Genomic DNA, 25,022 nt, shown 5'->3' on the forward strand with positions numbered 1-25,022 from the left:
CTTGCATATTGAAACCCTTGGAAGGATATTAATATAATGATGAAAAGAAGATACAAGGTGGAGAGAGTATGCTTAGCAGTTATAAGTTGACTGAGGCGGAGTTTAAGGAAGTCTTTCGCAAGAGATACGTACAGCTCACAGGTCTGGAACCCGATGGTTCAGTTCTCAATGCAGCCAGCAGTTTTTATCGCACTTACAGTGCTGATTCCTCCAGTATTCGTGCATCCGATGTGTATTCAAAGACCCTTGAAAAACTTGGGGAGAGCGGCAAAAGCTTCGCCCCTGCTTTTATTGCCTCCGTTTCAGATATACTCGCCTCCTTCCTTGAGAACGCCGGTGAAGAGCCGGAGCAGAACAGGGACACAATCCTCTCTATGCTGGACCTTGTTAAGATAAATGATACCAGTTATGAGGACTATGCGGAGAAGTCCTCCGAAGCTATGGAGCTTTTCCAGTTCCTCCGCAATCAGGATACTCCCCCAAAGCTTATGAACACATATAAGGGTCTGCGAATCTTCCACGCTGCCGAGTTTGCAGAGATTCGTCAGGACTGCGTTGTAATGAAAGTGCACAGGCACCAGGCTGTTGCCCTTAACAACGAAGGCTATACAAGCTTTACCCACAAGCTTCTCCCTCAGCAGATCTCTGCGAAGGTTCGTGAGGTTGATCTTAACAGTTGTACAGCTGTTCTGGACAGGTTTGTTGTTATGAAAAAGCCCTTCGACCGCAGGAAGATCTTCCGCCTCCAACCAAAAAGTACCCTTAAGGCGAAGCTGTCTGTGGAGGGGAAGCAGGCTGTGAGCTACATCGAGGATGTATCCCTCAGGGGGCTTTCACTCAATCTCGATGAAAACGCTGTTCAGGGCTATTCCCATATAACCATAACCTTCTCACTTCCCGTTGAGGACGGAACCGACATCTCCCTCAGAGGGAAGGTTAAGTATATATTCTGTGAAAAGGTGTGTAAGCTGGGTGTGGAAACATATCCGGATCCAGCCACAGAAAGGGTTATAAAGAACTATCTACTCATGAGAAAGGAAGAGCTCGAGAAGGAGCTTGAAGAGAAAACAGCCTGATATGTTCTCGGTGTTTATCTCTAATAAGAATACAAGTTGGCCGGACTTGTTAACATTACACAAGCGGCAAAAATTTTTAATTATTACGGAGGCTGTATAATGAAAGGCTTTACTCTGTCCGTAAAGATTGCAATGGGCTTTACGATACTCATTGTGATCTCACTTATCCTTGGAGGGATTGCGGTTAAGAACATGACCAATGCGCGGGACATTTCGAATGTGCTATCTCAGCAGTATGTGCCCGAGGTGGAACAGTCCAACGGTCTTGAGCGTAACTCGCTTATGACTATGTATAGCATCAGAGGCTACAACTATACTGCAAGGGCTGAGTTCCTTAAGCAGGGAAGGGATTACCTTAAAGAGGTGCACAAGTTCATCGCTGTGGGGGAGGAGCTGGTTCAGAAGCATCCTAATCTTGTTAAGCTTAAGGAACAGCTTGGTGAGGCAGTGAACGCAGTTGAAAAGTACGAGGAACACCTGCAGGAGATGGTCCAGGTTAACCAGAGCATTGATGAAGCCAGAATTCAGCTTGATACCAATGCCGCTATCTACATGAAGAATACGGGCGACTTTCTCACTAACCAGAACGAGAGCGCAAAAAAGGAATATTATAGCGGAGCAACACCCGCCGAGAACACGGAAAGGCTTACCAAGATAACCCTTATCAACGACATTATCGATGTTGGAAACGCCGCAAGGATCGATGTTTTCAAGGCCCAGGCGGACAGGGACCCCGAGTTTCTCAGCTCAGCACTTGATAATCTACAGATAGCATACGGTAAGGTAGAGGAGATCCGCAAATACACAAGACAGGCCGCCGATATAGAGAGGCTCAACCGGATTGTTGAATCAGCCAACAGCTACGGTGACGCTATCAGGATACTTCAGGAAGCCTACAAAACCTTCCGTGAGACAGCCGTCCACCTCGAAGATGCTGGTAATATTGTTCTTGGTGTATCCCAGAACATCGCTGAGGCGGGGCTCACAAACACTATCAGTCTTGCAGGTGACGTTCAGACAAGCCTATCTACCTCCTCAAAGGTGATGATATACGGTCTTATTGCAGCTATTGTCATCGGCATAATTGCCGCACTCCTCATTATCAGGAGTATCACAAAGCCGATCACTGCATCTGTAAGGATGATATTTGATGCAAGCTCCCAGGTTGTGGCCGCTTCCGATGAGATATCCACATCCTCATCCCAGCTTGCCGATGGTGCCAGTGAGCAGGCGAGCAGTGTGGAAGAGGTTAACGCCACCACAGAGGAGGCAACCTCCGTTAACGAGCAGAACTCCGAAAACACACGTGAAGCGGATATCCTTGCCAAGAGCTCCAACCAGTCCGCAAACGAGGGTAATGTTAAGATTCAGAACCTTATGAAGTCCATGGAAGGTATAACCGAGGCATCCCAGAGGATCGCCAAGATCATCAAAACCATCGATGAAATAGCCTTCCAGACCAACCTCCTCGCACTCAATGCTGCAGTTGAAGCGGCCAGAGCGGGTGAGCACGGCCTCGGTTTCGCGGTTGTTGCCGATGAGGTGAAGAACCTTGCCCAGCGTTCTGCCACAGCTGCAAGGGAAACAGCGGACATTATCGAGCAGGCGATAGAGCAGATCAAAGAGGGTAACCAGATCGCACAGGACACCAACGAGGCGTTCCAGGATATCCTTGATAAAACAAAGAAGACCAGCGACCTTATAAGCGAGATCGCCGTATCCATCCGTGAGCAGACCGAAGGCATGAACCAGATCTCCGTAGCCATGGGCTCCATCGATCAGATAACCCAGCAGAACGCCGCAGGAAGTGAAGAAGCGGCCGCAGCCGCAGAGGAGCTTAATGCCCAGGCTGTTTCAATGATAAGCAGTGTGGAAGAGATTGCGAAGATGGTTGGTCTTGAGCTTAAGGCGGACCAGATTAACACCGGCGGCTCATCCAAGCAGAAGCCTAAGATGCTCGAGAGCAAAGGTGGTAGTGGCAAGAAACAGCAGGCTCCCAAGAAGGAGGCGAAGAAGGCCAAGAAGAAGGATGACGATCCCGAAGATGTCCTTCCCCTTGACAGCGATGACCTCCACGATTTCTAAAAACCAATTTATATAAAGTGATAAAAGCCCCTGTTTTCTGAGCAGGGGCTTTTTTTGTCATGAACAACATATAACCCTTCACGTTCTACTCTAAAGCTGAGTTAATTGTGCAGATACTGCACATACGGGCAGAATGTGCAGGCTTGTATGTGCTTGAAAGTTAGAGAATCGAGGTTTCCTTAAAGGCATAGTATTTGTTATATACAGGTATGATGGCATGTTTTATCTGCCTGCATTTGATATGATTTAAAGTGATTTAAGGTGGAGAATGATTGAAAGTTCAAAAGAACGCTCCCTGAGAGGAGCAGGTATATACCCCCTACTCTTTTTTATCCTCTTTCTGAGCGTTTCCTGCGGAGTGAAAAATCCGGCGGAAACACTTCCCGGCGGAGAGCTTCCCGAGAGATACTCTATGTACAGTGAATCACCGGAGTTTGAGCTCGGTTGGTGGGAGAGCTTTGGGAGCGAAGAGCTGAACTCGCTAATGGAAGAGGCCTTTGATGAAAATCTTACCCTTGCTGAATATTGGGCAAGGCTCGAGCAGGCGAAGCAGAGCGCTGTCAAGGCGGGTGCGAACCTTTACCCCTCTGTCACAGGGAATGCGGAGGCTTCACGCACCGAGCGGGATACCGAACTCGGCGGCTATTCCAATTCCGAAGAATATCGTATAGGCCTCAGCATGAGCTACGAAGTGGATATCTGGAACCGTGTCGAGGCGGGGAAAAGGTCAGCCGGACTCAGCTATGAGGCCAGCCGTGAGGATCTCAGGGGAGCGATGCTTAGCATCTCTGCCCAAATCGGAGAGAACTGGGTAAGTCTTATCTCCGTAAGGAGGCAGATTGCGGTTATGGAGGATCAGCTGGAATTGAACAAGAAGCTGTTGAGGCTTGCCGAGCTACGTTTTGAGAATGCCCAGGCGGACGCTCTGGATGTTTACCAGCAGAGACAGACCATCGAAGGTATCAACGCAAGGCTGGTTCCCCTTCGTGCCCAGGAGAGGCTCTATCTTAACCAGATAGCCCTTCTTCTCGGCAGGGCAGGTGCATCCGGGCTTGATATTAAAAGCAGTTCCTTCCCAGAGATATCAGAAACCCCTGAAGCAGGCATACCTTCAGAGCTTCTGGCGGCAAGGCCTGATATTCGCTCCGCAGGGCTTAAGCTGAAGTCTGCCGAATGGGCAGTTACAGCGGCCAGGGCGGACAGGCTTCCGAAGCTGAGCATATCCGCCTCCGGTTCATACTACGGTGCGGAGCTTGCCGATATCATGGATAACTGGGTGGCTAACCTTGCGGCAAATCTTGCAGGACCGATCTTTGACGGTGGAAGGCGCAAAGCGGAGGTGCTAAGGGCTGAAGCGGCGGCGGAGGAGCGTATAGCGAGCTATCGCAAAGCTGTTGTCACAGCATATAAAGAGGTGGAGGATGCCCTCATAAACGAGAGGCGCTATCGTGAATCCCTCGAGACGCTCCAGAGGCGGATAGAGCTATCAAGCAATACAATGCGTGAGGCGAGAAGGCAGTACATCAACGGAGCGGGCAACTTCCTCCCTGTGCTTAACGAGGAACTGAATATGATCGGCTATCTGCAGGATCAGGTGAGCACCAGAGCGGATGTGATAAAAGCGAGAATTAACCTGTACAAGGCACTTGGTTGCCGGTGGGACAAAGAATATATAAATGACGAAAACGGGGCGGACAAAGATGAGCAGTAAGAATTATACAGAAGAGGCAAAGATATCCGGAGACACACCTGTACCGAAACGTTCCATTCTCCAGCGGTTGCTTGCCATTGGAATAATAGCGGCTCTTATCGTCGGAGGCTTTCTTACGGTTCGTTTTCTGGTTACCAATAAACCCGTGGCGAAGAAGCGTCCCCCCCAGAAGATGAAGACCCTTGTGGAGGCAAGCCCTGTTATTGCATCGGATGTGAAGGTTATGATCAACGGGTACGGTACTGTGAAGCCCGCCCGTAAACTGAACCTCTCCCCCCGTGTGAGCGGAAGGGTCGAATGGGTCAACCCGTCACTTAAGCCCGGCGGAACCCTCAAGAAGGGTGAGGTACTCGCTGTTATCGATGATACAGACTATAAGCTAGAGGTGCAGAAGGCGGAGATAGCGTTGCGAAAGGCTCAGGCGGATCTCGAGATAGAGATGGGGCGTCAGAAGATCGCCCAAGAGGAGTGGGAGCTTCTCAAAGAGGAGACGGGTCCGGCTGAAAGATCACCCCTCGCACTAAGGGAGCCCCAGCTTAAACAGGCAAAGGCCGCAGTGGAAAATGCCGAGGCGGATCTTGCCAAAGCGAAGCTAAACCTTTCCCGCACAAGGGTGAATGTTCCATTTAACGCTGTCGTGCTGGAAGAGAGTACAGAGGTAGGCTCTCAGGTTTCAGCTTCCACAGCTGTCGCCTCTCTGGCGGGAACCGATGAGTTCTGGGCGGAGGTCTCCATACCTCTGGACAGGCTCGACTGGTTCGATATACCCGATGCCCATGTTAACATTCGCCTGACCGGAACGAATACAAAGGCGAACTATGAAGGACGGATAGTTAAGCTACTCAGCGAACTGGAGTCGGACGGCCTTATGGCAAGGCTTCTCATCGCCGTGGAAGACCCCATGGGGCTTGACAGCGGCAGGCCACCACTCCTTGCCGGAAGCCACATAAAGGCGGAGATAGAGGGGAGGGAGCTTGTTAATTCAGTCAAGATTCCCCGCAGGCTCGTTGTTGACAACAGCAAGGTATACATAGCAATGCCCGATAACACGCTGGATATACGAGAGCTGGATATTATCTGGAAGGATCCCGAGTGGGTTTACGCCAGAAACACCTTCGATGAGGGGGAGCGGATAATAACCTCACGTGTGGCCTCTCCTGTGCATGGAATGCCCCTTATGTTTGAAGGGGAGAGCACTCAGGCGCCTCAGAAGAAAGGAAAGGGAAGAGAAAATGCCGAATAACGGGATCAAGAAAGGCCCCATAGCATGGATGGCCGGAAACTCCGTTGCGGCGAACCTTGTCATGCTCTTCCTCCTTGTGGGCGGAATTATAGTCGGCTTCGATATCAAACAGGAGGTCTTCCCCGAGTTTGAGATAGACCGTGTAACCGTAACCGTAGGTTATCCCGGTGCAAGCCCCGAAGAGGTGGAGAAGGGCATCATACTCCCCGTTGAGGAAGCTATACAGGGTATCGACGGCATAGATGAGGTAACCTCCACAGCCAGCGAAGGGAGCGGGCGTGTTGATGTCGAGGCTGTTAAGGGTACGGATCTGGACCAGCTCTCAACGGATATAAAGAACGAGGTGGACCGGATAACATCCTTCCCCGAGGATGCCAATGAGCCCAGCGTTATCATACGCTCCCGAAAGCGTGAGGTTGTCAGCGTTGTTATCTACGGCGAGCAGAGCGATATGGTTCTGCGTGAAACGGCGGAGATGATCAAGGACAGCCTTCTGCAGTCCGACGGCATAACCCAGGTTGAGCTTGAGGGTGAAAAGGCCTTTCAGGTGAAGATTGAGATCCCTTCGGAAAAGCTAAAAACCTATGGGCTAACCATCGCCCAGATAGGGCAGAAGATACAGAACGCATCCATAGATTTACCCGCAGGCAGCATCGACACCTCCTCCGGTGAGGTTCTGGTGCGTATGCAGGAACGGCGTGACTACGGGGATGAATTCGCCGAGATACCCATTATCTCCGGTGCAGACGGCAGTGTCCTTACCCTTGGCGAGATAGCGGATATTGATGACAGTTTCAGTGAATACGACATGCAGTACCGCTATAACGGAATGCCCTCTATTTCCATTGAGGTATACCGCATAGGGAACCAGACCCCCATCGAGGTATCCGATGCTGTTAAGGAGGTCGTTGAGGAGTTCAGGCAGACCCTCCCCGGGGGGCTGAATATAGACCTTATGAACGACCGTTCCATCATATTCAAGCAGCGTGTGGATCTGCTCCTCAAGAACGGTTATATGGGACTTATCCTTGTATTTATCCTTCTCGGGCTCTTCCTCGAGGCGAGGCTTGCTTTCTGGGTAACCCTCGGCATCCCTGTCTCATTTATAGGCTCCCTGCTCATACTCCCCTCCATGGGGGCGAGTATCAACATGGTCTCCCTCTTCGCCTTCATCGTCTCCCTCGGTATCGTTGTGGATGATACCATCGTGGTTGGGGAGAACGTCTATAGTTACCGGCAGAAGGGCTATTCCTTCCGGGAGGCGGCGGTGCTGGGTGCGCGTGAGATAGCCATGCCCGTAACATTCAGCGTTATCACAAACATGGTCACCTTCATGCCGATGTACTTTGTCCCCGGCATTATGGGTAAGATATTCATGTATATACCGATAGTGGTTGTGTCTGTTTTTGCCATATCACTCATCGAGGCACTTTTCATACTTCCCGCACACCTTGCCCATCAGAGAGAATCCTTCTGCAGCCGGCCTATGCAGTGGCTGGCGGACAGGCAGACCTCGTTTAGCAACGGTTTCAGCTCGCTGGTTAAGAATGTGTACGGACCATCCCTTAAGATCGTTCTGCGATACAGGTACGTGAGCATAGTTCTTGCATCTGTCATTCTTGTGGTTACCTTCTTCTATGTGAAGACCGGAAGGATGGGCTTCTCCCTATTTCCAAGAATAGAGTCTGATTACGCCTACGCCTCTGCAACCCTCCCTTACGGAGTTCCCTTCAATGAAACACAGGCCGTTTATCAGAAAATGATGGATTCGGCAGAGAAGGTTATCTCAGAGGTAGGGCGAGAGGGTCAGGTTAAGGGCATTCTCTCACTAACCCAGGGGAACACCACTTGGACCATGGTGGAGATGACACCCCCCGATGAGAGGAAGATCTCCACATCTGAATTCATAAAGAGATGGCGCAAGGCTACGGGGGATATACCGGGGCTTGAAACCATGCAGTTTAAGTCGAACATGGGTGGGCCCGGTTCCGGCGCAGCACTCACGGTGGAACTGCGGCACAGGGATGTGAATATACTGGAGGCGGCCAGCGCAGAGCTTGCCGATGGGCTTAGCTTCTTCCCCATTGTTTCGGATATTGATGACGGCTTTGCCAACGGTAAGGAGCAGATAGACTTCAAGCTCACCGATGAGGGCTACCGCCTCGGCTTTACGCCGCAGTCGGTGGCAAGAGAGATACGCTACGCCTATTTCGGCTATGAGGCGATAACCCAGCTTCGCGGGAAGAACGAGGTGGATGTCTATGTCCGTCTTCCGGAGAAGGAGCGGGAGAGCGAGTATTACCTTGAGGAGATGCTCATAAAGTCACCCTCGGGAACCTTTGTTCCGCTGAAGAATATTGTCGATATGGAGCGGGGAAGGGCGTATACGAGCATCAAGCGGCGTGACGGCAGGCGGGTTAACTCCGTTACGGCGGAGGTCACTCCCGAAAACCAGACGCCGCAGGTTATGGCAAAGATAACACAGGATGCTCTACCTGCGCTTATGGATAAGTATCCCGGACTCAGCTACGGCTTCTCCGGTAAACAGGAGAGCCGGCAGGAGAGCTTTCAGGCACTCGGCAAGGGTATGATTCTGGCGATGATAATCGTCTATGCACTCCTTGCCATACCATTCAGAAGCTATTTCCAGCCAATTATCATCATGATAAGCATACCATTCGGCATGGTGGGGGCTGTGGCGGGGCATCTTATTATGGGCTACAGCATGAGCCTTACCAGTGTGTTCGGAATAGTTGCTCTATCCGGTGTTGTGGTGAACGATTCCCTTGTACTTATAGATTTTGCGAACCGGCAGGTGAGGGAGGGCTCAACGCCTTATTCCGCCATTGTGAATGCGGCGATCTCACGTTTCCGCCCGATTATGCTTACAACGCTTACAACCTTTTTCGGGCTGCTTCCGATGATATTCGAAACATCACTACAGGCAAGGTTCCTTATACCTATGGCCCTTTCCCTCGGCTTCGGTATAGTTTTTGCAACGGGTATTATCCTTGGGCTTGTGCCTGCGCTTTATATGATATTAGAGGATATCAAGAAGGGTTTCCGGTGGGTCTTCGGTTCGCCGGATGGTGCATAAAAAAAGGGGAACCTGTTCGGGTTCCCCTCTTTGTTTCTGAACTATATAGTTTTCAGCTGAAAAACTGCTTCATTCTGTCCCAGATCGATTTCTCCGATTTGTAGGTTTCCTCGGAGGTCTCCTCGTCGAATTTCTCAAGTAGTATCTTCTGATCCTTGGTGAGCTTTGTGGGGAGAACCACCTTAAGATCAACGTACATGTTGCCTATGCCGTAGCCCTGAACATCGGGAACCCCTTTCCCTTTGAGGGTTATGCGGTCGCCGGGCTGTGAACCAGCCTTGATCTTGATGTTCTCTTTCTCCTCAAGGGTGGGTATCTCCAGCTCCTTGCCGAGGATTGCATCGGTAAAGGATATGGGTAGCTCAAGGAAGATATCACGCCCCTTTCTCTGGAAAAGCTTATGGGGCTTAACCTTAACCACGAGGAAGAGATCGCCGCTTGGTCCGCCGTGCTGCCCCTCGTTACCTTCGCCGGTGATGCGGATAGTCATGCCGTCCTCAATGCCTGCGGGGATCTTCACGCTGAGCTTCTTATGCTGACGCTTTGCTCCGTCACCACGGCATTCACGGCAGACATCCTTGATCTTCTGGCCTGTACCGCTGCATGTGGGGCAGGTTTGGGATATGGCGAAGAACCCTTGACGGTTCTGTATGGTTCCTGCACCTCCACATCGGTCGCAGGTTTCCATGCCGTCCGGCTCTGCTCCGGTTCCACCGCATCGGTGGCAGTTCACCACCCGGGGTACGGATACCTCAACGTTGGTACCGAAAACGGCCTCTTCGAACTCGATCTCCTGGGTAAGCTTGATGTCGCTCCCTCTGGTGGGGCGTTTCCTGCTTCTGGAACGTCCGGCGGAGCCGAAAAAATCGCCGAAAACATCGCCGAAGAACTCCTCGAAGATCGTTTCCGCATCGTATCCGCCGGCACCACTAGCACCGCCGCCACCGCCGAATCCGTTGTTGTCGAAGACTCTGCCGTACTGATCGAACTGCGCCCGTTTTTGGGGATCGCTCAGCACCTCATAGGCTTCGCTCATCTCACGGAACTTGTTTTCGGCCTCCTCATCCCCGGGGTTTCTGTCGGGGTGATACTGCATGGCTAGCTTGCGGTAGGCCTTCTTTATCTCTGCATCGGAGGCGTTTTTGTTAACCCCCAGAATCTCGTAATAATCCTTGGACAAGGTTCAACTCCCTTATTTTTGGACTCAATCTGGACAAAATTACAGAAATCAGCTTAACTTTCAAGCAAAAAAAGGGGGAGAAAGCCTCCCCCCTGTTATAACTGTATGGACAATTACTTCTTGTCTTCGTCCTTAACTTCTTCGTAGTCTGCATCAACTACATCTTCATCCTGGCCTGCATCAGCCTGTTCTGCACCGGGCTCTTCCTGCTGTGCACCCGCTTCTGCTCCGGCATTCTCAGCCTGAGACTGCTGATAGAGGATCTCTGCAAGCTTGTGGGATGCGTTGGTGAGCTTCTCCACAGCTTCTTTGATCTTGTCGGCATCCTCGCCGTCCTTAACTTCTTTCAGCTCATCAAGGGCTGTCTGGATGTTTCCTTTGGTTTCGTCATCCAGCTTTTCGCCGTGCTCGGAGAGTGACTTCTCGGTGGAGTACACAAGGGTATCCGCCTGATTGCGGATCTCGGCAAGCTCCTTCTTCTTCTTGTCGGTGTCTGCGTTTGCTTCTGCATCCTTAACCATCTGATCGATCTCATCTTCGTTGAGACCGGAGCTGGGAGTAATCTGGATGCTCTGCTCTTTGCCCGTTCCCTGATCCTTGGCGGAAACGTTGAGGATACCGTTTGCGTCTAGGTCAAAGGTTACCTCGATCTGGGGCATTCCTCTGGGTGCAGAGGGGATTCCCACGAGGTCGAAGCGGCCGATGGACTTGTTGTCCGCCGCCATCTCACGCTCACCCTGGAATACGCTGATGGTAACGGAGGTCTGGTTGTCCGCCGCTGTGGTGAAGACCTGGCTCTTGCGTGTGGGGATAGTAGTGTTTCTGGGGATGATCTTTGTCATCACGCCGCCGAGGGTCTCGATACCGAGTGAAAGGGGTGTTACATCGAGGAGAAGTACGTCCTTAACATCTCCGCTGAGAACCGCACCCTGGATAGCAGCACCTATGGCCACAACCTCATCGGGGTTGATACCTTTATGGGGAGCCTTTCCGAAGAACTCTTCCACCTTCTTCTGTACGAGAGGCATCCTTGTCATACCGCCGACGAGGATAACCTCGTTGATATCGGATGATTTTGAACCCGCATCCTGGAGCGCCTTGCGGCAGGGTTCGAGGGTCTTCTCCACGAGATCGCCCACGAGTAACTCAAGCTTGCTTCTGGAGAGCTTGACCACAAGGTGCTTGGGACCTGTGTTGTCTGCGGTGATGAAGGGGAGGTTGATCTCCGTTTCGAGGGATGAGGAGAGCTCATGCTTAGCTTTCTCCGCAGCTTCCTTAAGACGCTGGAGAGCCATCTTGTCTGCGCTGAGGTCCATACCGTTTTCCTTCTTGAACTCCTCAAGGAGGAAGTCAACGATCCTCATATCGAAGTCGTCACCGCCGAGGTATGTGTCGCCGTTGGTGGACTTAACCTCGAATACGCCGTCGCCGAGCTCGAGTATGGAGATATCGAAGGTACCGCCGCCGAGGTCGTAAACAGCGATCTTCTCATCGTTCTTCTTGTCAAGACCGTAGGCGAGGGCAGCCGCAGTGGGCTCGTTTATGATTCGCTGAACGTTGAGTCCGGCGATCTTTCCTGCGTCCTTGGTGGCCTGACGCTGGGCGTCGTTGAAGTATGCGGGAACGGTGATTACCGCATCGGTAACGGTTTCGCCTAGGTAGTCCTCCGCTGTGGATTTAAGCTTCTGCAGAATCATTGCAGAGATTTCCGGGGGAGCGAACTTCTTGTCCTTAACGGATACCCATGCGTCGTTATTATCCGAGGGCACTATATTGTAGGGGAGAACCTTTTTGGCCTTCTCCACTACGGGTGCATCCGCCTTACGGCCGATGAGTCTTTTAATACTGAAGATTGTGTTCTCAGGGTTTGTGATAGCCTGTCTTTTGGCAAGCTGTCCCACAAGCCTGTCGTTGTCAGTGAATGCCACAACAGAGGGTGTTGTGTTTGTTCCTTCTGAGTTGGGGATAACCTTGGGCTGTCCCCCTTCCATAAAGCAGACCACAGAGTTTGTTGTTCCGAGGTCGATTCCTATTACTTTACCCATAAAATGTCCTCCTTCTATTCCTTAATTATTTCTTGTTAACTTTAACTTTTACAGGTCTTATAACCCTGCCGTTGAGGGTGTATCCCTTCTGCATGATGAGTGTCACCGTGTTGGGAGGATACTCATCTGTATCATCAAGCATCATTGCTTCGTGGAAATTGGGATCGAATTCATCACCTTCCTTAAGCTTAATCTGCTCAAGTCCGTGCTTTGCGAGCGCCTCCTTCATCTGCTTAAGGGTAAGCTCCACACCTTCACGGAGGGGGTTTTTATCCTTGGGATCACCATGCTGGAGCGCCATCTCAAGATGGTCCATAACAGGCAGCAGGCTCTCCATAATCTTGGTGCCGGCGTACTTGGTTCTGTCCTCCATCTCTTTGGCTGTGCGCTTGCGGAAGTTATCAAGCTCCGCATAGGCCCGAAGCTCACTGTTCTTCGTCTCTTTGATATCCGATTCGAGATTTTCAATCTTCTCTTTCAGCTCAGTGAGTTCATCCTTCTCCCCTTCGGTCTGTTCCTCGGGGGTTTCATAGTTGTCATCGATGGTTTCATCAATCCTTCTGTCGCTCATCCGTACCTCGCAAAAATCTATTATTCAGAAAGTTTTTCCAACATTTTAGTTATGAGTACCGAGGTGTAGTCCACCACGGAAACAACCTTCGGGTAGCTCATTCTTTTGGGGCCAATTATTCCGAGGGAGCCGACTATCTGCCCCCCTCTGGTGTATGAGTTGGAGACGAGCCCCATCTCGGCTATCTCCTCTTTGCCTATCTCGGAGCCGACGAAGATCTGCACACCCTTCTCTCTGGTGCATCTGTCCAGCAGTTCGCCGAAGAAATGCTTCTCCTCAAAGATGCTGTAGAGCTCTTTGAGCTTCTTGACATCCGTAAACTCAGGCATCCCGAGAACGTTTGATGTACCTTCAACGTATATCTCCGTACCGAAATCCTCGTTGCTAAATATACGGTTGCCGATGTCGTAGATGTTGGTGAAGAGGTTATCCATCTTCTCCTTCTTCTCCCGCATGTCATCTAATATGTGCAGGCGAACTTCCTGGAGCGATTTGTTCTGGAAATGCTCGTTAAGGTAGTTGCTTGCACGGACAAGGGCGGAAGGATCCACCGGCTTTTCCATATCCAGCAGAACGTTGTGCACTATCCCGCTTTTGGTTACTATGATTGCAATAACCGTGGTGGGGTTGAAGGGGAGAAACTCTATATGCTTGAGGTGCATGGTGTTTAGCTTGGGGGTAACGACGAAGCCGATGGAGTTTGTGAGCTTGCTCATCTTCTGGCTCACACCCTTGAAGAAATCGTTTACGCTTGAGGGAGCGTTTCTATCCATAAAGTTTTCGACCAGATCGTCCTCGATGGAGCCGAAGGTTACGAGCTTGTCGATGTAATATCTGTAGCCGGAATCGGAGGGTACACGCCCTGCGGAGGTGTGTGGCTGTTCGATGAGCCCTTTTTCCTCAAGGTCGCTCATGATGTTTCGTATAGTGGCCGCACTAAGACGGAGAGGGCCGCTCTTTGATATGTATCTGGAGCCCACAGGTTCGCTTGTTTTAACGTATTCTTCGATAATTGTTTTGAGTACCGATTCTTCCCTTTCGTTAAGGAAGCTCATTAAAACCGACCCCTTTTATGTTTTTTCTGCCAAGGTTTATATCGTTTTTCCCTTTGCTCTCTATGCTGTTAGCACTCCTTTATGTCGAGTGCCAATCATAACAATATGACTTGAGCCGGTTCATGTCAAGCGGTTTTCATAAAATCATTGAAAGATATTTTGTATCAATGGGATGGATGTTACGGCGTCTTACAGGGATGCAACAAAAAAGGGGAGCATTAGCTCCCCCGGGTATTTATTTTATCTTTCAGGCTCTGCCGGCGGAGCCGAGAACCTTCTCGCATTTGTGCTTGTAAAGCTCTACCAGTTCGCTTCTCGCGGGGCCGAGGTATTTTCTGGGGTCGAACTCATCCGGTTTGTTCCAGAGGGTTTCACGAACCTTGGCTGTGAAAGCGAGGCGGCCGTCGGAATCGATGTTGATCTTGCAGACAGCGCTTGCTGCCGCCTTCCTGAGCTGTTCCTCGGGGATTCCCACTGCGCCGTCCAGCTTGCCGCCGTACTTGTTAATAGCGTCAACGTATTTCGGCATAACAGAGGATGCGCCGTGGAGAACGATGGGGAAACCGGGGAGCCTTCTCTCGCACTCCTCTAATATATCGAAACGCAGAGGGGGAATCTCTTCGCCCTCTTTGATCTTGAATTTATATGCACCGTGGGATGTTCCGATGGAGATTGCGAGGGAATCAACGCCGGTTTTCTGGACGAATTCCTCAACCTCGTCAGGGTTTGTGTAGTTGGATTTCTCGGCCACAACATCATCCTCTATTCCCGCAAGGACGCCGAGCTCGCCTTCAACGGTCACATCATATTTGTGGGCATACTCCACAACCTTCTTGGTGAGCTCGATATTCTCTTCGAAGGAGTGGTGGGAGCCGTCTATCATAACGGAGGAGAAACCTGAATCCACACAGCTTTTGCAGACCTCAAAGGTGTCGCCGTGGTCAAGGTGGAGCGCGATGGGAACCTTGTAACCAAGCTCTTCGGCAAATTCCACAGCACCCATGGCCATATGGCGGAGGATAGTTGCGTTTGCATACTCCCTGGCACCCTTTGAAACCTGCAGGATAACAGGTGACTTTGTTTTAACACAGGCGGTTATAATAGCCTGGATCTGCTCAAGGTTGTTGAAGTTGTAGGCGGGAATGGCGTATTTGCCCTCCATAGCCTCTTTGAACATCTCTCTGGTGTTTACCAGACCGAGATCCTTGTAGGAATAGCTCATCTCTACCTCCGAATTGTTTAATGGATATATCTATGCCGGATAAGCAATCAAACCGTGCCGGCGTATTAAGGAAACATGTTTAGCGACATCTTTATGTCGTCCAGCTTAAGCCGGATACCGTCCCTGCTCTGGGAGGCGCATCCGGGGATAACCATACCGTAGTATTTCAACCCGAACATGGTAAAAAGCCTCTTAGCCCACTCGTTGGCAGGTTCGCCATGGCTCCGGTTGCTCGAGCCCTGGGGCATTATGAAGAACATCTTCTGTTCGGGGCGAAACTGGGGTATGCCCTTCCTCTTGCGCAGGCATGCCCATCTGTCCAGAAACGTTTTGCCAAGGCCAGTTATCTGGGCGTAGTAGTTTGGGGATATGAATACTATCAGATCGCTGTCAAGGATCTCCTGAAATACCGGTTTAAGATCGTCCTCCACCTCGCAGAAGCCGTCGCCGGTTTTGCAGTTTGTGCAGCCGTGGCAGTTTCCGAAGTTGAGTTCCCTTAGCTGGTAATACTTTAGTTCCTCGGTATTGTATTTTTTGACAAGCTCATCTGAGAGCCAGTCGGAGTTCCCCCCGGGGCGGGGGCTTGCATTAAAGATCATGACATTCATATAATACTCCTCGTGGGTAATATAACGTTTTGAAAGCAGGGGTTGCAACTACTTTCATGATCTGATTTTACTAAACGGGTCAGGGAACAATTCTGTTGACCAAAACCGCCTTCCTGCCCGATAATGCGCCCATGGATATAATAAAAGAACTCGAATCAGCAGGTATAAAAACTCTGGATACGGCGGACGAAGGCTACGAAACAGAGGTCTTCGGCCAAAAGGTTGTGCTCCCCTCAGAACCCGAAGGGATAATCGAGGCGGAGACGGTTTATAACGGTAACCCCGGTTTTATGACCCTTAAGATGAGGGGCTTTGAGGCGGTCATACTCAAAGGTGTGTACAAGGATTTTATCCGGGCGAAGATAAAGTTCCCCCTCAATGAGCGGAACCTTGTTAAGGTTTCCGAAACCGCCGCTAGCGTGGAGCGGAATCTGGGTAAACAGATGCGCATCGGCATCGCCCAGACAGACGAGACGGTCTTCCGTGTGTTCTTTGCGGAAGAGATCCCCGAACCCCCCAGAAAGCTGGACAGCAGAAGCAGGGAGCCGATTAACGCACTCTCCGCTGTGGAGTATACGCTCTCGAGGGAGGCTGTTGTGCCGGAGAAGACCCTTTACAGCAGGGGGTCCCTTTCCGCAATATTCCCCGAGACGTTCTCCGGCTTTGCCGCCTCTGCCGCAAAGAGGGTTCCGAGCCTTTTTAATCCCCTGTTCATGAGTGCAAATATCAAGAACACCACACCCTCACTTAAGCTGATATTCAACAAGCCGTACACGAATATGGCAAACGTGGAGAGCGTTACCTCCACCCTCGAGACGACCACGGATTTCTATTTCTACAACTACGCTCCATGGGTGTACCTCAAAAAGAACAAGACTAACTTCCACCCTCCGAAGCTCTCCTTCTTCGGCATAAAAGAGGACGAGGTGGCAGAGACCATCGATGAACTTAAGAATATGGCGGGAGAAATCTCCCATCAGGACATCTTTGAAGATGAGTTCACCGAACTGCTGGCGCTTACTGCTATGGCCTTTCAGATGGTACAGCTCAAGCTCTGGCAGGGGTTCACCCGTATGCTTTCTCACACAGGCTCCATGGAGACCGCCATGCGGTTTGCATATAAGACAAGAAATGCATCCGTACTGGAGGAGAGCTTTAAAGCCGCACCATTCATTGACCCTATATTAGAGGAGAATGAGTATCCGGGCATAAGCTTTGAGCGGACTGGTTTTGATGAGCTCTTCTCCGAATTCTCCATGGCAAAGCGCATGAGGATAAAGAAGAAAAGGATGCAGGTGGAACTGGATGAACTGCAAAGATACCTCGGTTTGCGTGACGAGGCCTTTAAGGCAGCATACACCCTGAACCACGCTGTTCGTGAAGCTTTACTCATCTTCGGCGAAGAGCTGACCGAAGGAAGAATACTCAAAAGGCGGGAGGATGTCTTCCTCTTTGATATCGAGGAGCTGAACAACTTCCGCAAGGATGAATACTACGGCAATATACCCATTACCCTTTCCTTTAAGAAGTGGCAGAACGGGAGATGCTCGTCCCAGCTGACCCCCTATGAGATATACGAAAAGGACCTTGAGCGCTCCCCAGAGATTATGGAGGCGTATCTGGCCAAGCAGACAGGCGAGTTTTCCCCCCTCTCTTTCTTCCACAGGGATATGGAAGCGGATGTGCCCGGCGAGGCCGCCGCAGTGCGAACAGTTCCTCTCCCACTTATGCACACAATGACGGATAAGAAATGTATCATAGCCGAGACCGCACCGGTCTTCGGGCACCTGGCGGAATACTGCACGGTTACAGACACGCCGCTTTATACAGGTATCCGACCTGCGGAGATACTTCTGAGCGGAAAAAGGATACGGACCGAAGAGGGTAAGATAAGGGTTATCTGATGGAAGAGAACTTCGAGAACGTCTCGGACTGTCTGCATTCCCCCGCGAGCCTCGGTAGTATGACCGATCTTGAGGAGGATACCCGTGATAGGGTATCGGGGATGATAGCCGGAAACATAATCGGCGACATGCTCGGAGTCTCGCTCATGGGGGACGAGGGGAGGATAAGCCCCGTGAGGCCTCTGGTTCTGGAAGGGAACATAATAAACGAAATATCCGGCGGCGGGTTCTTCGGTCTCGATGCCGGTGACTGGACCGATGATACATCCCTGCTCATAGCCCTCGCAGAGTCCCTCCACGAAACGGGTGGGAATGCGGATCCCGCCAACGAACTTAAGCATTACCGAAAATGGCTTATGGAGGGGGCATACACTCCGGCAGGCGATGTTATCGATGCGGGAAGGGTTACGAGAGAGGCTGTTCAGAGTGGAGAGCCCCGAAAAGACAGGGAATCCAACGGGAACGGAAGCCTCATGCGCTCAAGCGTTCTTACGGCAGCCTATCTGCGCAGAAGCGATGCTTCGCTCATCGATGCCTCCGGTCTTTCGTGTTCTGTGACCCATGCCCATCCGGTGGCGAAGTTTACCAATGTTATATATAACCTTATCCTCAAAAGGCTTATCTACGGCTCAAGTCTCAGAGATGCACTGGGTGAGATGGAGGTTGTCTACCGCCATATGATAGGGGATCTGGAGGATATATTTGTTCCGCCCGAAGCTTATGACAGCTCCGGTTACTGCGTTAACACTCTCGGGAACGCCCTTTGGATCAACATTGAGTCCTCTTCATTCGAGGAGGCTGTTCTCAAGTCTGTTAATCTCGGGGGTGATTCTGATACGCTGGGTGCTGTTGCGGGGGCTGTTGCCGGTGCGGTTTACGGAGTAGGGGCTGTACCGGAAAGATGGCTGAGCTTTATTGATGAGAGGATCACAAGGTACGCCGGAATCGCCAGCTACCTCAAGATATAGCTACTCCTCCTCGTCCAGCTCGATGATGTCCGCAGGGGATTTTGCATTGTATTCAAGCTGTTCGATATAAAGAGCCGTATCCTTTTTGGAGACGTTCCTTCGGCCGGGGAGCTGGATAACTCGAACCTTCTTGTAGTAGTTCCACATATCAAGCTCGAGGATATCATCCTCCTTCACCGTGGAAGAGGGCTTTGCCTTCCTTCCGTTAATAAGAACAAAGCCCTCGTCCGCCGCCTCGTTGGCGACGGTTCTTCTCTTTATAAGGTTTACTGATTTAAGGAATTTGTCGAGACGCATTTACCGGATATACCTTATGAGTATCTTTTCCTTCGATTCAGCCAGCCACTTCTCATAAAGCTTGCCGATGCGCTTTCCGGCAATCTTATCAGTTACCTGGTCACGTATCTCATCGGTTCCCTCAAGCTTATCCTTGTAGCCTTGAATGTAGAAAACCCTGTAATCGCCGGGGCTTTTAACCGTTTCGGTTATATCCCCTTCACGTTTCTCGTTGAGGATATTCTGTAGCGAGGGATCGAGTGCGGAGTATTCGAACCATCCGAGGTAGCCACCCTCGTCATCGCCGGAGAACTCTTTCACAACACCGGGGAAATCATCAGTTTCCTCGTACTGCGCCATCGCCCTGTTGAGCGCATCTTCACTCTCAACACGGAGCATACGGAGCTCGTACTGGTCTGTGAGGTCGAATTCCTCCTGATGTCCAAGGATATACTGGTTAACATCGGTTTTGGTGACAACAACCTTCGGCCCCAGAACCTTGCTTCTGATACGTGACTTAAGGATGTCCATTTTGATCTGCCATTTATAGCCCTTAAGGGTCTGGTTTTCATTCTTTAGAACCTGTTCCAGCTCTTCGAGGGTGAGATCGTTATTCTCGAGAACCTCTTCAACGGCACGGTCTACTTCTTCGTCGCTCACACGGATACCCTCGCTTTCAGCAGCGATAACCATCGTGTACTGTTCAACGAGGAAATCGAGGGTTTTGGTCTTATACTCCTTGAGAGCCTTGTTGCGTGCCGCTTTGTCCTCAATGGCGTATATCTCCTTTACCTTCGAGGGGTTGAAGGAGAGTACCTGATAGTCCGTAATTACCTTGTCGCCGACAACGGCGAGGACCTTATTGACTATCTGCGCCTGTGAGTGGCTGCTCAGGCTGAAGATCAGGAGTGCTAATAACAGTAATGTCTGCTTTCTTATAGATCTCATCGATATAGTTCCTTATGCTTTCTTCCTGTTTTATGGCGTAGAGCTCAGCGTACAGCTCCGCCTTCATGTCGTCAAACTTAATCTTTCCTGTTTTCATGTATTCAAGAACCTTGAAGATGTGGTAGCCGTATTCAGACTGCACAATCCCGCTGGTCTGGCCCTTCTTGAGCTTGAAGGCTTCCTTGAAGACATCGGGGTAATCGTCTGCATCTATGAATCCGAGGTTGCCGCCGTTCACCTTTTCGTGGGAGACGGAGTGCTTCTCTGCAACCTCTGAAAAAGGGACGCCCTTCTTAAGTTCCCCGACCGCCTGTTCTGCAGTCTCCTCATCGTGGACGAGGATGTGCATAACATGGGCGAGGGTCTTCGGCTCAAGGTTCTCCTTCTTCATCTCGAAGTATTCCTTAAGCTCCTGTTCGGTTATGTTTATGGAGGGGTTTGTTATGGTATCCAGAAGCTTTTGTACAACCAGAGCCTCCTCTGTTACCACAACGAGCTTCTCCTGAATTTCTGCGGCGGTTTCATTATCGTATCCCTGCTCTATGAGACCGCTACTCATCTTCTCAATATACTCATCGACCTCCGCCTTGCGCTCGGGGTCAAGGATGATACCCAGCCTTCCAGCCTCCTGGAGCAGCAGGCGGTGCTCTGTGAAGTCACGCAGAAGTTTCTGACTGATCTCCTCATTGTTTACCTTGAGAGGGTCTATCTCCCTGCGGGTGAAGTAGGTGTAGTTGTAGAACTGGCGGTCGGTAACCTCTTCACCGTTGATGGTCATTATCGTCTTTGAAGGGGGAGCCTGCACGGCGTCCTCATCCCCATTTTTGTCGGAGCAGGAAGCAAGGATGAAAACAGCGGCAATCAGCAGTATATGTATGTGTTTAAGCATTTGCGTAAGGTACATTATTACTCCGTTTCAGGCAACAGATTTAGAAGCCTGCGCACTCCATTATGTTCAGACATCCGAGTTCTCAAGCAGTTCACCAAGAAAGAGGGCTGTTTTCATGAGATAGTCGTTATCCGGCTCGAAGTACAGTAGAAGACTGAACTCGTTCTCGAACTTATAAACGTGCTTCTGTCTGGAGAGGGTGTTCATTATAACATGCGGTTTAACAGGGGTTTCCTTGTCGAAGTTTATGCGCACCCGCCCTGTATGGATGGTTATCTTCCCGGCGGAGATCTTTGAGGCAAGGTTCTTGATGAGCATGATCCGCCCCAAGTTGCGTATCTCCTGCTTGAGTTCGCCGTAGCTCTCCTCAAGCTCTGTTAGGAGCTCGTTCATCTTCTCCTCGGTGTCTATTTTGTCGAAGCGGCGGTAGTAATCGAATCGGAGCTGAACATCCTCTATATAGTCTGCGGCGATATAGTAAGGTACGCCGGAGGTTATCTCTGTCTGGTTGACGGCGGTGTGCTCACCCTTGAGCTCGCTGACTGCATTCTCGATCATCTGTATAAAGAGCTCGTAGCCGACCTTTACAATGAAGCCGGACTGCTCCGCACCGAGGAGATTCCCAGCACCCCTCAGCTGGAGGTCGTAGAAGGCTATCTTAACGCCGCTTCCGAGGTCGGAGAGCTGTTGAATAATCTTAAGCCTCTTCCTCGCAATGGGGTTCACTGCGTTTAGGTTCGGTACGAACATGTAGCAGTAGCCCCGCCTTTTTGATCTCCCCACACGCCCCTTGAGCTGGTATATCTGAGCAAGGCCGAAGGCGGAGGCGTTGTTGATGACGATGGTGTTTGCGTTGGCGATATCGATGCCGTTCTCTATGATGGTTGTGCAGACGAGGATATCCACTTCGCCTGCGTAAAAGCTGTACAAAACCTTTTCCATGGCGGCGGCGGTCATCTGACCATGGGCCACGGCTATGCGTGCGTGGGGCATCAGGCTCCTTACATTGTCCGCAACCTGCTCGATATTCTCCACCCTGTTGTGGAGGAAATATACCTGTCCACCACGTTCCAGTTCCTTTTTAAGAGCGTTCTGCACCTCGTCATCGGTTTTTATAACCCTTGTGATGACGGGTAGGCGCTCCTCCGGCGGGGTTTCGATAACGCTTATATCCCTGATGCCGGACATGGAGAGCTGGAGTGTTCTGGGTATGGGGGTTGCGGAGAGGTATATGATATCGATATTGCTTTTCAGGGCGGCGATCTTCTCCTTGTGGGCAACGCCGAAGCGTTGTTCCTCGTCAATTATAAGAAGCCCCAGATCCTTATATTCAACGTCCTGGGAGAGGAGGCGGTGGGTTCCGATGATTATATCCACCTCTCCTGTGACGAGTTTCCTCAGGGTTTTCTTTATATCCTGTGTGCTTCTGTACCGGCTTATGTAGTCCACCGTTACGGGGAAGTCCTTGAACCGCTGGTGGAAGTTTTCGTAGTGCTGTCTTGCGAGCACTGTAGTGGGGACAAGAACCCCCACCTGCTTGCCCGAGGCTATGGCCTTTGCAGCCGCCCGCATAGCGACCTCTGTCTTGCCGAAGCCCACATCCCCGCAGACGAGGCGTTCCATCGGCTTCGTGTCCTCCATATCCTGATAGACATCGTGGATGGAGGAGAGCTGATCATCGGTTTCATCGTATTCAAAGCCCTGTTCGAAACTCTGCATTAATTCGCCGTCATCCCGGAAGGCAAAGCCCTTCTGGATCTTTCTGTCGGCATAAAGCTTGAGCAGGTCGATGGCGATCTTCTTCGCCTTCGCCTTAGCCTGATTCTTGAGCTTTTTCCATGATGCGCTCTTAAGGTTATGAATCCTTGGGGGTTTGTCTCCGGTTCCTATATACTTCTGTATCTGGCCTATGGATTCCAGCGGAACGTACAGCAGTTCTCCGCCGTCGTATTCGATCTGTATGAAATCCCCAGATATGCCGCCGATATCCTTGTTCACAAGCCCGCGGTATATCCCTATACCGTAGTCCACGTGGACTACATAGTCGCCGGCTTCGAGATCTCCGAGACTTGTGGAGTATACCTCCTTCTTGCGCTTCTTCGGTCTGCGTTTAACCACGCCGAAGATATCCTCATCGGTGACAACTGCCAGGAGTGTCTCCGGATCCAGAAATCCACCCGAAAGCTTTTCGTTATATAGGAATACGCCGGGTCCTTTCGCCTCATCCGCCGTTTTTATCTCGGTGACCGAAATCTCATGGTCACGCATGAATTCTAGGAAGATATTGCGGAGCTTGCGGCTCTCTATGGCGATTATTGGGCGGTAGTCGTCCCTGTCGATCTCCTTGAGGATCGCCGCTGCCTCAGTGACAGACTGATAAAGGTTTCTTCGCTCGTGGGAGAAGTATGCCTTGGATGCTTTATAGCCGGAGAAGAGGGCATCGCCGGAATGGAGCTCCTCCAGTAGATGGGTCTGTTTTCCGCCCACGACTGCCAGAACCTCCCCCGGCTTGAGGAAGTTGTTTTCCATGGGGAGGGCGTAGGGTGTGTCCTCCAATTTATCTTTGATTATTTCGTCATAGCCGTCCAGGGACTCTTCCAGCTTGTCGTCCAGCAGGCACAGGGTAAAGTCAGGGCCAATGTAGTCAAAGAGGGTTTCCATACGGGAGTAGACGAAGGGGGCCAGCCAGTGGTATCCGGCGAATTTGCCGAAGTTCTCCGCCTTTTCCGCAGCTGTGGGATCCTGAACCTTCATAAGGTCGTTCTCATCGAACAGAGCCTCTCCGGCGGGGAGTATAAAAAGCTCCTTAAAGGAGTGGGTGTGTTTTCTGCTGAAGGGGTCGATGCTCTCGATGCGCTCTATCTCGTCATCGAAAAGCTCGATCCTTACCGGTTCCTCCATCTCCGGCGGAAAAACCTCAAGCACATCACCCCTCAGGGTGTATTCACCCTTACCCGAAACCAGCTCGGTATGGACATAACCTCCGAACTCAAGGGCGTAGGTGAGCTCCTCCCTTTCGGCGAGGTCGTTCACTCTGAGCTTTATGATCGATTCGGAGAAAAGATCCTTGGGGGGTAAGGCTTTCATCAGTGCCGGCGGGGTTGTCAGGATTATCCCCCTGAATCCGTTCAGGAGCCTCTGCATCCCTTCGGCACGCTCTGCCAGAAGATCGGGGAGGATCCGTGCCTCCTCGAAGGGCTCCTGTGTGTATTCGGGGAAGGGGAGCACATACTCTGGCCCGAAGAAGAGCAGAAGCTCATTGAGCATCGTCTCGTAACGGTTCTTATCCGGAGCCGTTACAAGAACCCTTCCTCCGTTGTATATCCTCTGCTTTATCCACCATGCGGAGGCGGAACCCCAGAGTCCACCTGTGTGTGAGCTGACTTCCATGATTATGCGCTGACTACCTTGAGAATTTACCGAACATTATCTCATCCACCAGCTGGCAGATGATGTGGGCGGCGGCTATGTGCATCTCCTGTATACGGGCAGTGTTCTCACTTGTAACATTAAGGAAATGGTCGCAAAGCCCCCGCATATTTCCGCCGTCCTTACCGGAGAAGCCAATTGTTGTAACACCCTGCTTCGCCGCAGAACGAAGCCCTTCAAGGACGTTTGCGGAGTTTCCACTGGTGGAAATCCCCCATGCAATATCCCCCTCAACGGCAAGCCCTTTAACCTGTTTCGAGAATATCTCGTTGAAGTCGTAGTCGTTACCGATGGCGGTAATCGCCGATGTATCGGTGGTTAGCGCCACCGCAGGGAGAGGCGGGCGCTCCATGCGGAAGCGGTTTATGAATTCCGCCGCAATGTGCTGGGAATCCGCCGCAGAACCGCCATTGCCGAATATGTAAAGCTTTCCACCATTCACAAAACAGTTCGCTATGGAAGTGGATATGCCTACGATAACGGGTAGGGATTCTGCCATGAAACGGGTCTGCACCTCTTTCATGTCTTCGAATATATCTCTAATGTATGATTCCATCATTATCTCCGTTGAATAAACCTGTCCTCCGCTATTTTATGTATTGAGAAGATTATGTGAAGAGTTTTTTTTGAATTCCTCCTATGTATATTTTATGATGCGCATAGAGAGGAATGTAATACATAACTCTTTAGCCAGTGTGTTTTGTGTGATAATATA

Annotated in this window: 18 protein-coding genes; 7 read left to right on the plus strand and 11 right to left on the minus strand. The window is 51.0% G+C overall.

Going from position 1 to position 25,022, the window contains the following annotated elements; all coding sequences use genetic code 11:
- Positions 1-68: 68 nt before the first annotated feature.
- From K300_RS0110565 to K300_RS0110585, 5 genes are all read left to right on the plus strand, one after another.
- Positions 69-1,076: a PilZ domain-containing protein gene (locus K300_RS0110565; protein WP_022851642.1), complete on the plus strand. Its 1,008-nt coding sequence runs from the start codon at positions 69-71 to the stop codon at positions 1,074-1,076.
- Between the two features lie 99 nt (positions 1,077-1,175).
- Positions 1,176-3,161 carry a methyl-accepting chemotaxis protein gene (locus tag K300_RS0110570; RefSeq protein ID WP_022851643.1) on the plus strand — a complete coding sequence of 662 codons (1,986 nt, stop codon included), beginning with the start codon at positions 1,176-1,178 and terminating at the stop codon, positions 3,159-3,161.
- A 268-nt stretch (positions 3,162-3,429) separates the two neighbouring features.
- A complete protein-coding gene (locus tag K300_RS15410; RefSeq protein ID WP_022851644.1) occupies positions 3,430-4,872 on the plus strand; it encodes an efflux transporter outer membrane subunit in 1,443 nt (480 codons plus the stop codon).
- On the plus strand, positions 4,862-6,115 hold the full coding sequence (locus tag K300_RS0110580) for an efflux RND transporter periplasmic adaptor subunit (RefSeq protein ID WP_022851645.1): 1,254 nt from the start codon (positions 4,862-4,864) through the stop codon (positions 6,113-6,115). The genes K300_RS15410 and K300_RS0110580 overlap by 11 nt, the downstream gene beginning before the upstream one ends.
- A complete protein-coding gene (locus K300_RS0110585) occupies positions 6,105-9,212 on the plus strand; it encodes an efflux RND transporter permease subunit (RefSeq protein WP_022851646.1) in 3,108 nt (1,035 codons plus the stop codon). The genes K300_RS0110580 and K300_RS0110585 overlap by 11 nt, the downstream gene beginning before the upstream one ends.
- A 52-nt stretch (positions 9,213-9,264) precedes the next feature.
- Here K300_RS0110585 and dnaJ read toward each other — a convergent pair whose 3' ends face one another.
- The 6 genes from dnaJ to K300_RS0110615 form a co-directional block, all read right to left on the minus strand.
- Positions 9,265-10,392, minus strand: coding sequence for a molecular chaperone DnaJ (gene dnaJ, locus K300_RS0110590; protein WP_022851647.1), 1,128 nt, complete (start codon positions 10,390-10,392; stop codon positions 9,265-9,267).
- 113 nt (positions 10,393-10,505) lie between these two features.
- Entirely contained in the window at positions 10,506-12,437 is a 1,932-nt protein-coding gene (dnaK, locus tag K300_RS0110595) for a molecular chaperone DnaK (protein WP_022851648.1), read from the minus strand.
- Between the two features lie 25 nt (positions 12,438-12,462).
- Positions 12,463-13,008, minus strand: coding sequence for a nucleotide exchange factor GrpE (gene grpE / locus K300_RS0110600; protein ID WP_022851649.1), 546 nt, complete (start codon positions 13,006-13,008; stop codon positions 12,463-12,465).
- Between the two features lie 20 nt (positions 13,009-13,028).
- On the minus strand, positions 13,029-14,063 hold the full coding sequence (gene hrcA, locus K300_RS0110605; RefSeq protein ID WP_022851650.1) for a heat-inducible transcriptional repressor HrcA: 1,035 nt from the start codon (positions 14,061-14,063) through the stop codon (positions 13,029-13,031).
- Positions 14,064-14,310: 247 nt separating this feature from the next.
- The gene (locus K300_RS0110610; protein WP_022851651.1) at positions 14,311-15,285 is read right to left on the minus strand and encodes a class II fructose-bisphosphate aldolase; all 975 of its coding nucleotides are present in this window, start codon (positions 15,283-15,285) and stop codon (positions 14,311-14,313) included.
- Positions 15,286-15,350: 65 nt separating this feature from the next.
- On the minus strand, positions 15,351-15,893 hold the full coding sequence (locus tag K300_RS0110615) for a flavodoxin family protein (protein ID WP_022851652.1): 543 nt from the start codon (positions 15,891-15,893) through the stop codon (positions 15,351-15,353).
- Between the two features lie 131 nt (positions 15,894-16,024).
- On the opposite strand from K300_RS0110615, the gene K300_RS0110620 reads away from it, so the two are divergent.
- Positions 16,025-17,797, plus strand: a complete 1,773-nt coding sequence (locus tag K300_RS0110620; RefSeq protein WP_162139886.1) for a hypothetical protein — start codon at positions 16,025-16,027, stop codon at positions 17,795-17,797.
- Positions 17,797-18,765: an ADP-ribosylglycohydrolase family protein gene (locus tag K300_RS15415; protein WP_022851654.1), complete on the plus strand. Its 969-nt coding sequence runs from the start codon at positions 17,797-17,799 to the stop codon at positions 18,763-18,765. The genes K300_RS0110620 and K300_RS15415 overlap by 1 nt, the downstream gene beginning before the upstream one ends.
- Here K300_RS15415 and K300_RS0110630 read toward each other — a convergent pair whose 3' ends face one another.
- The 5 genes from K300_RS0110630 to K300_RS0110650 all read right to left on the minus strand — a co-directional run bounded on the left by K300_RS0110630 (position 18,766) and on the right by K300_RS0110650 (position 24,863).
- Positions 18,766-19,062 carry an RNA-binding S4 domain-containing protein gene (locus K300_RS0110630; RefSeq protein WP_022851655.1) on the minus strand — a complete coding sequence of 99 codons (297 nt, stop codon included), beginning with the start codon at positions 19,060-19,062 and terminating at the stop codon, positions 18,766-18,768.
- Positions 19,063-19,989, minus strand: coding sequence for a peptidylprolyl isomerase (locus K300_RS0110635; RefSeq protein ID WP_022851656.1), 927 nt, complete (start codon positions 19,987-19,989; stop codon positions 19,063-19,065).
- Positions 19,901-20,878: a peptidylprolyl isomerase gene (locus K300_RS0110640; protein ID WP_162139887.1), complete on the minus strand. Its 978-nt coding sequence runs from the start codon at positions 20,876-20,878 to the stop codon at positions 19,901-19,903. Before K300_RS0110640 ends, K300_RS0110635 begins: the two co-directional genes overlap by 89 nt.
- A gap of 66 nt (positions 20,879-20,944) precedes the next feature.
- Positions 20,945-24,268, minus strand: a complete 3,324-nt coding sequence (mfd, locus tag K300_RS0110645) for a transcription-repair coupling factor (RefSeq protein WP_022851658.1) — start codon at positions 24,266-24,268, stop codon at positions 20,945-20,947.
- Between the two features lie 13 nt (positions 24,269-24,281).
- Entirely contained in the window at positions 24,282-24,863 is a 582-nt protein-coding gene (locus K300_RS0110650; protein WP_022851659.1) for a D-sedoheptulose-7-phosphate isomerase, read from the minus strand.
- Positions 24,864-25,022: the final 159 nt, after the last annotated feature.

The sequence above is a fragment of the Limisalsivibrio acetivorans genome (assembly GCF_000421105.1).
Classification (GTDB): Bacteria; Chrysiogenota; Deferribacteres; order Deferribacterales; family Geovibrionaceae; genus Limisalsivibrio; species Limisalsivibrio acetivorans.

Excerpts from the sequence above, each read along its gene's own strand:
- K300_RS0110565 (WP_022851642.1), top strand. The coding sequence starts at position 69 with ATGCTTAGCAGTTATAAGTTGACTGAGGCGGAGTTTAAGGAAGTCTTT.
- K300_RS0110570 (WP_022851643.1), top strand. The coding sequence starts at position 1,176 with ATGAAAGGCTTTACTCTGTCCGTAAAGATTGCAATGGGCTTTACGATA.
- K300_RS15410 (WP_022851644.1), top strand. The coding sequence starts at position 3,430 with ATGATTGAAAGTTCAAAAGAACGCTCCCTGAGAGGAGCAGGTATATAC.
- K300_RS0110580 (WP_022851645.1), top strand. The coding sequence starts at position 4,862 with ATGAGCAGTAAGAATTATACAGAAGAGGCAAAGATATCCGGAGACACA.
- K300_RS0110585 (WP_022851646.1), top strand. The coding sequence starts at position 6,105 with ATGCCGAATAACGGGATCAAGAAAGGCCCCATAGCATGGATGGCCGGA.
- dnaK (WP_022851648.1), bottom strand. The coding sequence starts at position 12,437 with ATGGGTAAAGTAATAGGAATCGACCTCGGAACAACAAACTCTGTGGTC.
- grpE (WP_022851649.1), bottom strand. The coding sequence starts at position 13,008 with ATGAGCGACAGAAGGATTGATGAAACCATCGATGACAACTATGAAACC.
- hrcA (WP_022851650.1), bottom strand. The coding sequence starts at position 14,063 with ATGAGCTTCCTTAACGAAAGGGAAGAATCGGTACTCAAAACAATTATC.
- K300_RS0110610 (WP_022851651.1), bottom strand. The coding sequence starts at position 15,285 with ATGAGCTATTCCTACAAGGATCTCGGTCTGGTAAACACCAGAGAGATG.
- K300_RS0110615 (WP_022851652.1), bottom strand. The coding sequence starts at position 15,893 with ATGAATGTCATGATCTTTAATGCAAGCCCCCGCCCCGGGGGGAACTCC.
- K300_RS0110620 (WP_162139886.1), top strand. The coding sequence starts at position 16,025 with ATGGATATAATAAAAGAACTCGAATCAGCAGGTATAAAAACTCTGGAT.
- K300_RS15415 (WP_022851654.1), top strand. The coding sequence starts at position 17,797 with ATGGAAGAGAACTTCGAGAACGTCTCGGACTGTCTGCATTCCCCCGCG.
- K300_RS0110630 (WP_022851655.1), bottom strand. The coding sequence starts at position 19,062 with ATGCGTCTCGACAAATTCCTTAAATCAGTAAACCTTATAAAGAGAAGA.
- K300_RS0110635 (WP_022851656.1), bottom strand. The coding sequence starts at position 19,989 with ATGAGATCTATAAGAAAGCAGACATTACTGTTATTAGCACTCCTGATC.
- K300_RS0110640 (WP_162139887.1), bottom strand. The coding sequence starts at position 20,878 with ATGCTTAAACACATACATATACTGCTGATTGCCGCTGTTTTCATCCTT.
- mfd (WP_022851658.1), bottom strand. The coding sequence starts at position 24,268 with ATGGAAGTCAGCTCACACACAGGTGGACTCTGGGGTTCCGCCTCCGCA.
- K300_RS0110650 (WP_022851659.1), bottom strand. The coding sequence starts at position 24,863 with ATGGAATCATACATTAGAGATATATTCGAAGACATGAAAGAGGTGCAG.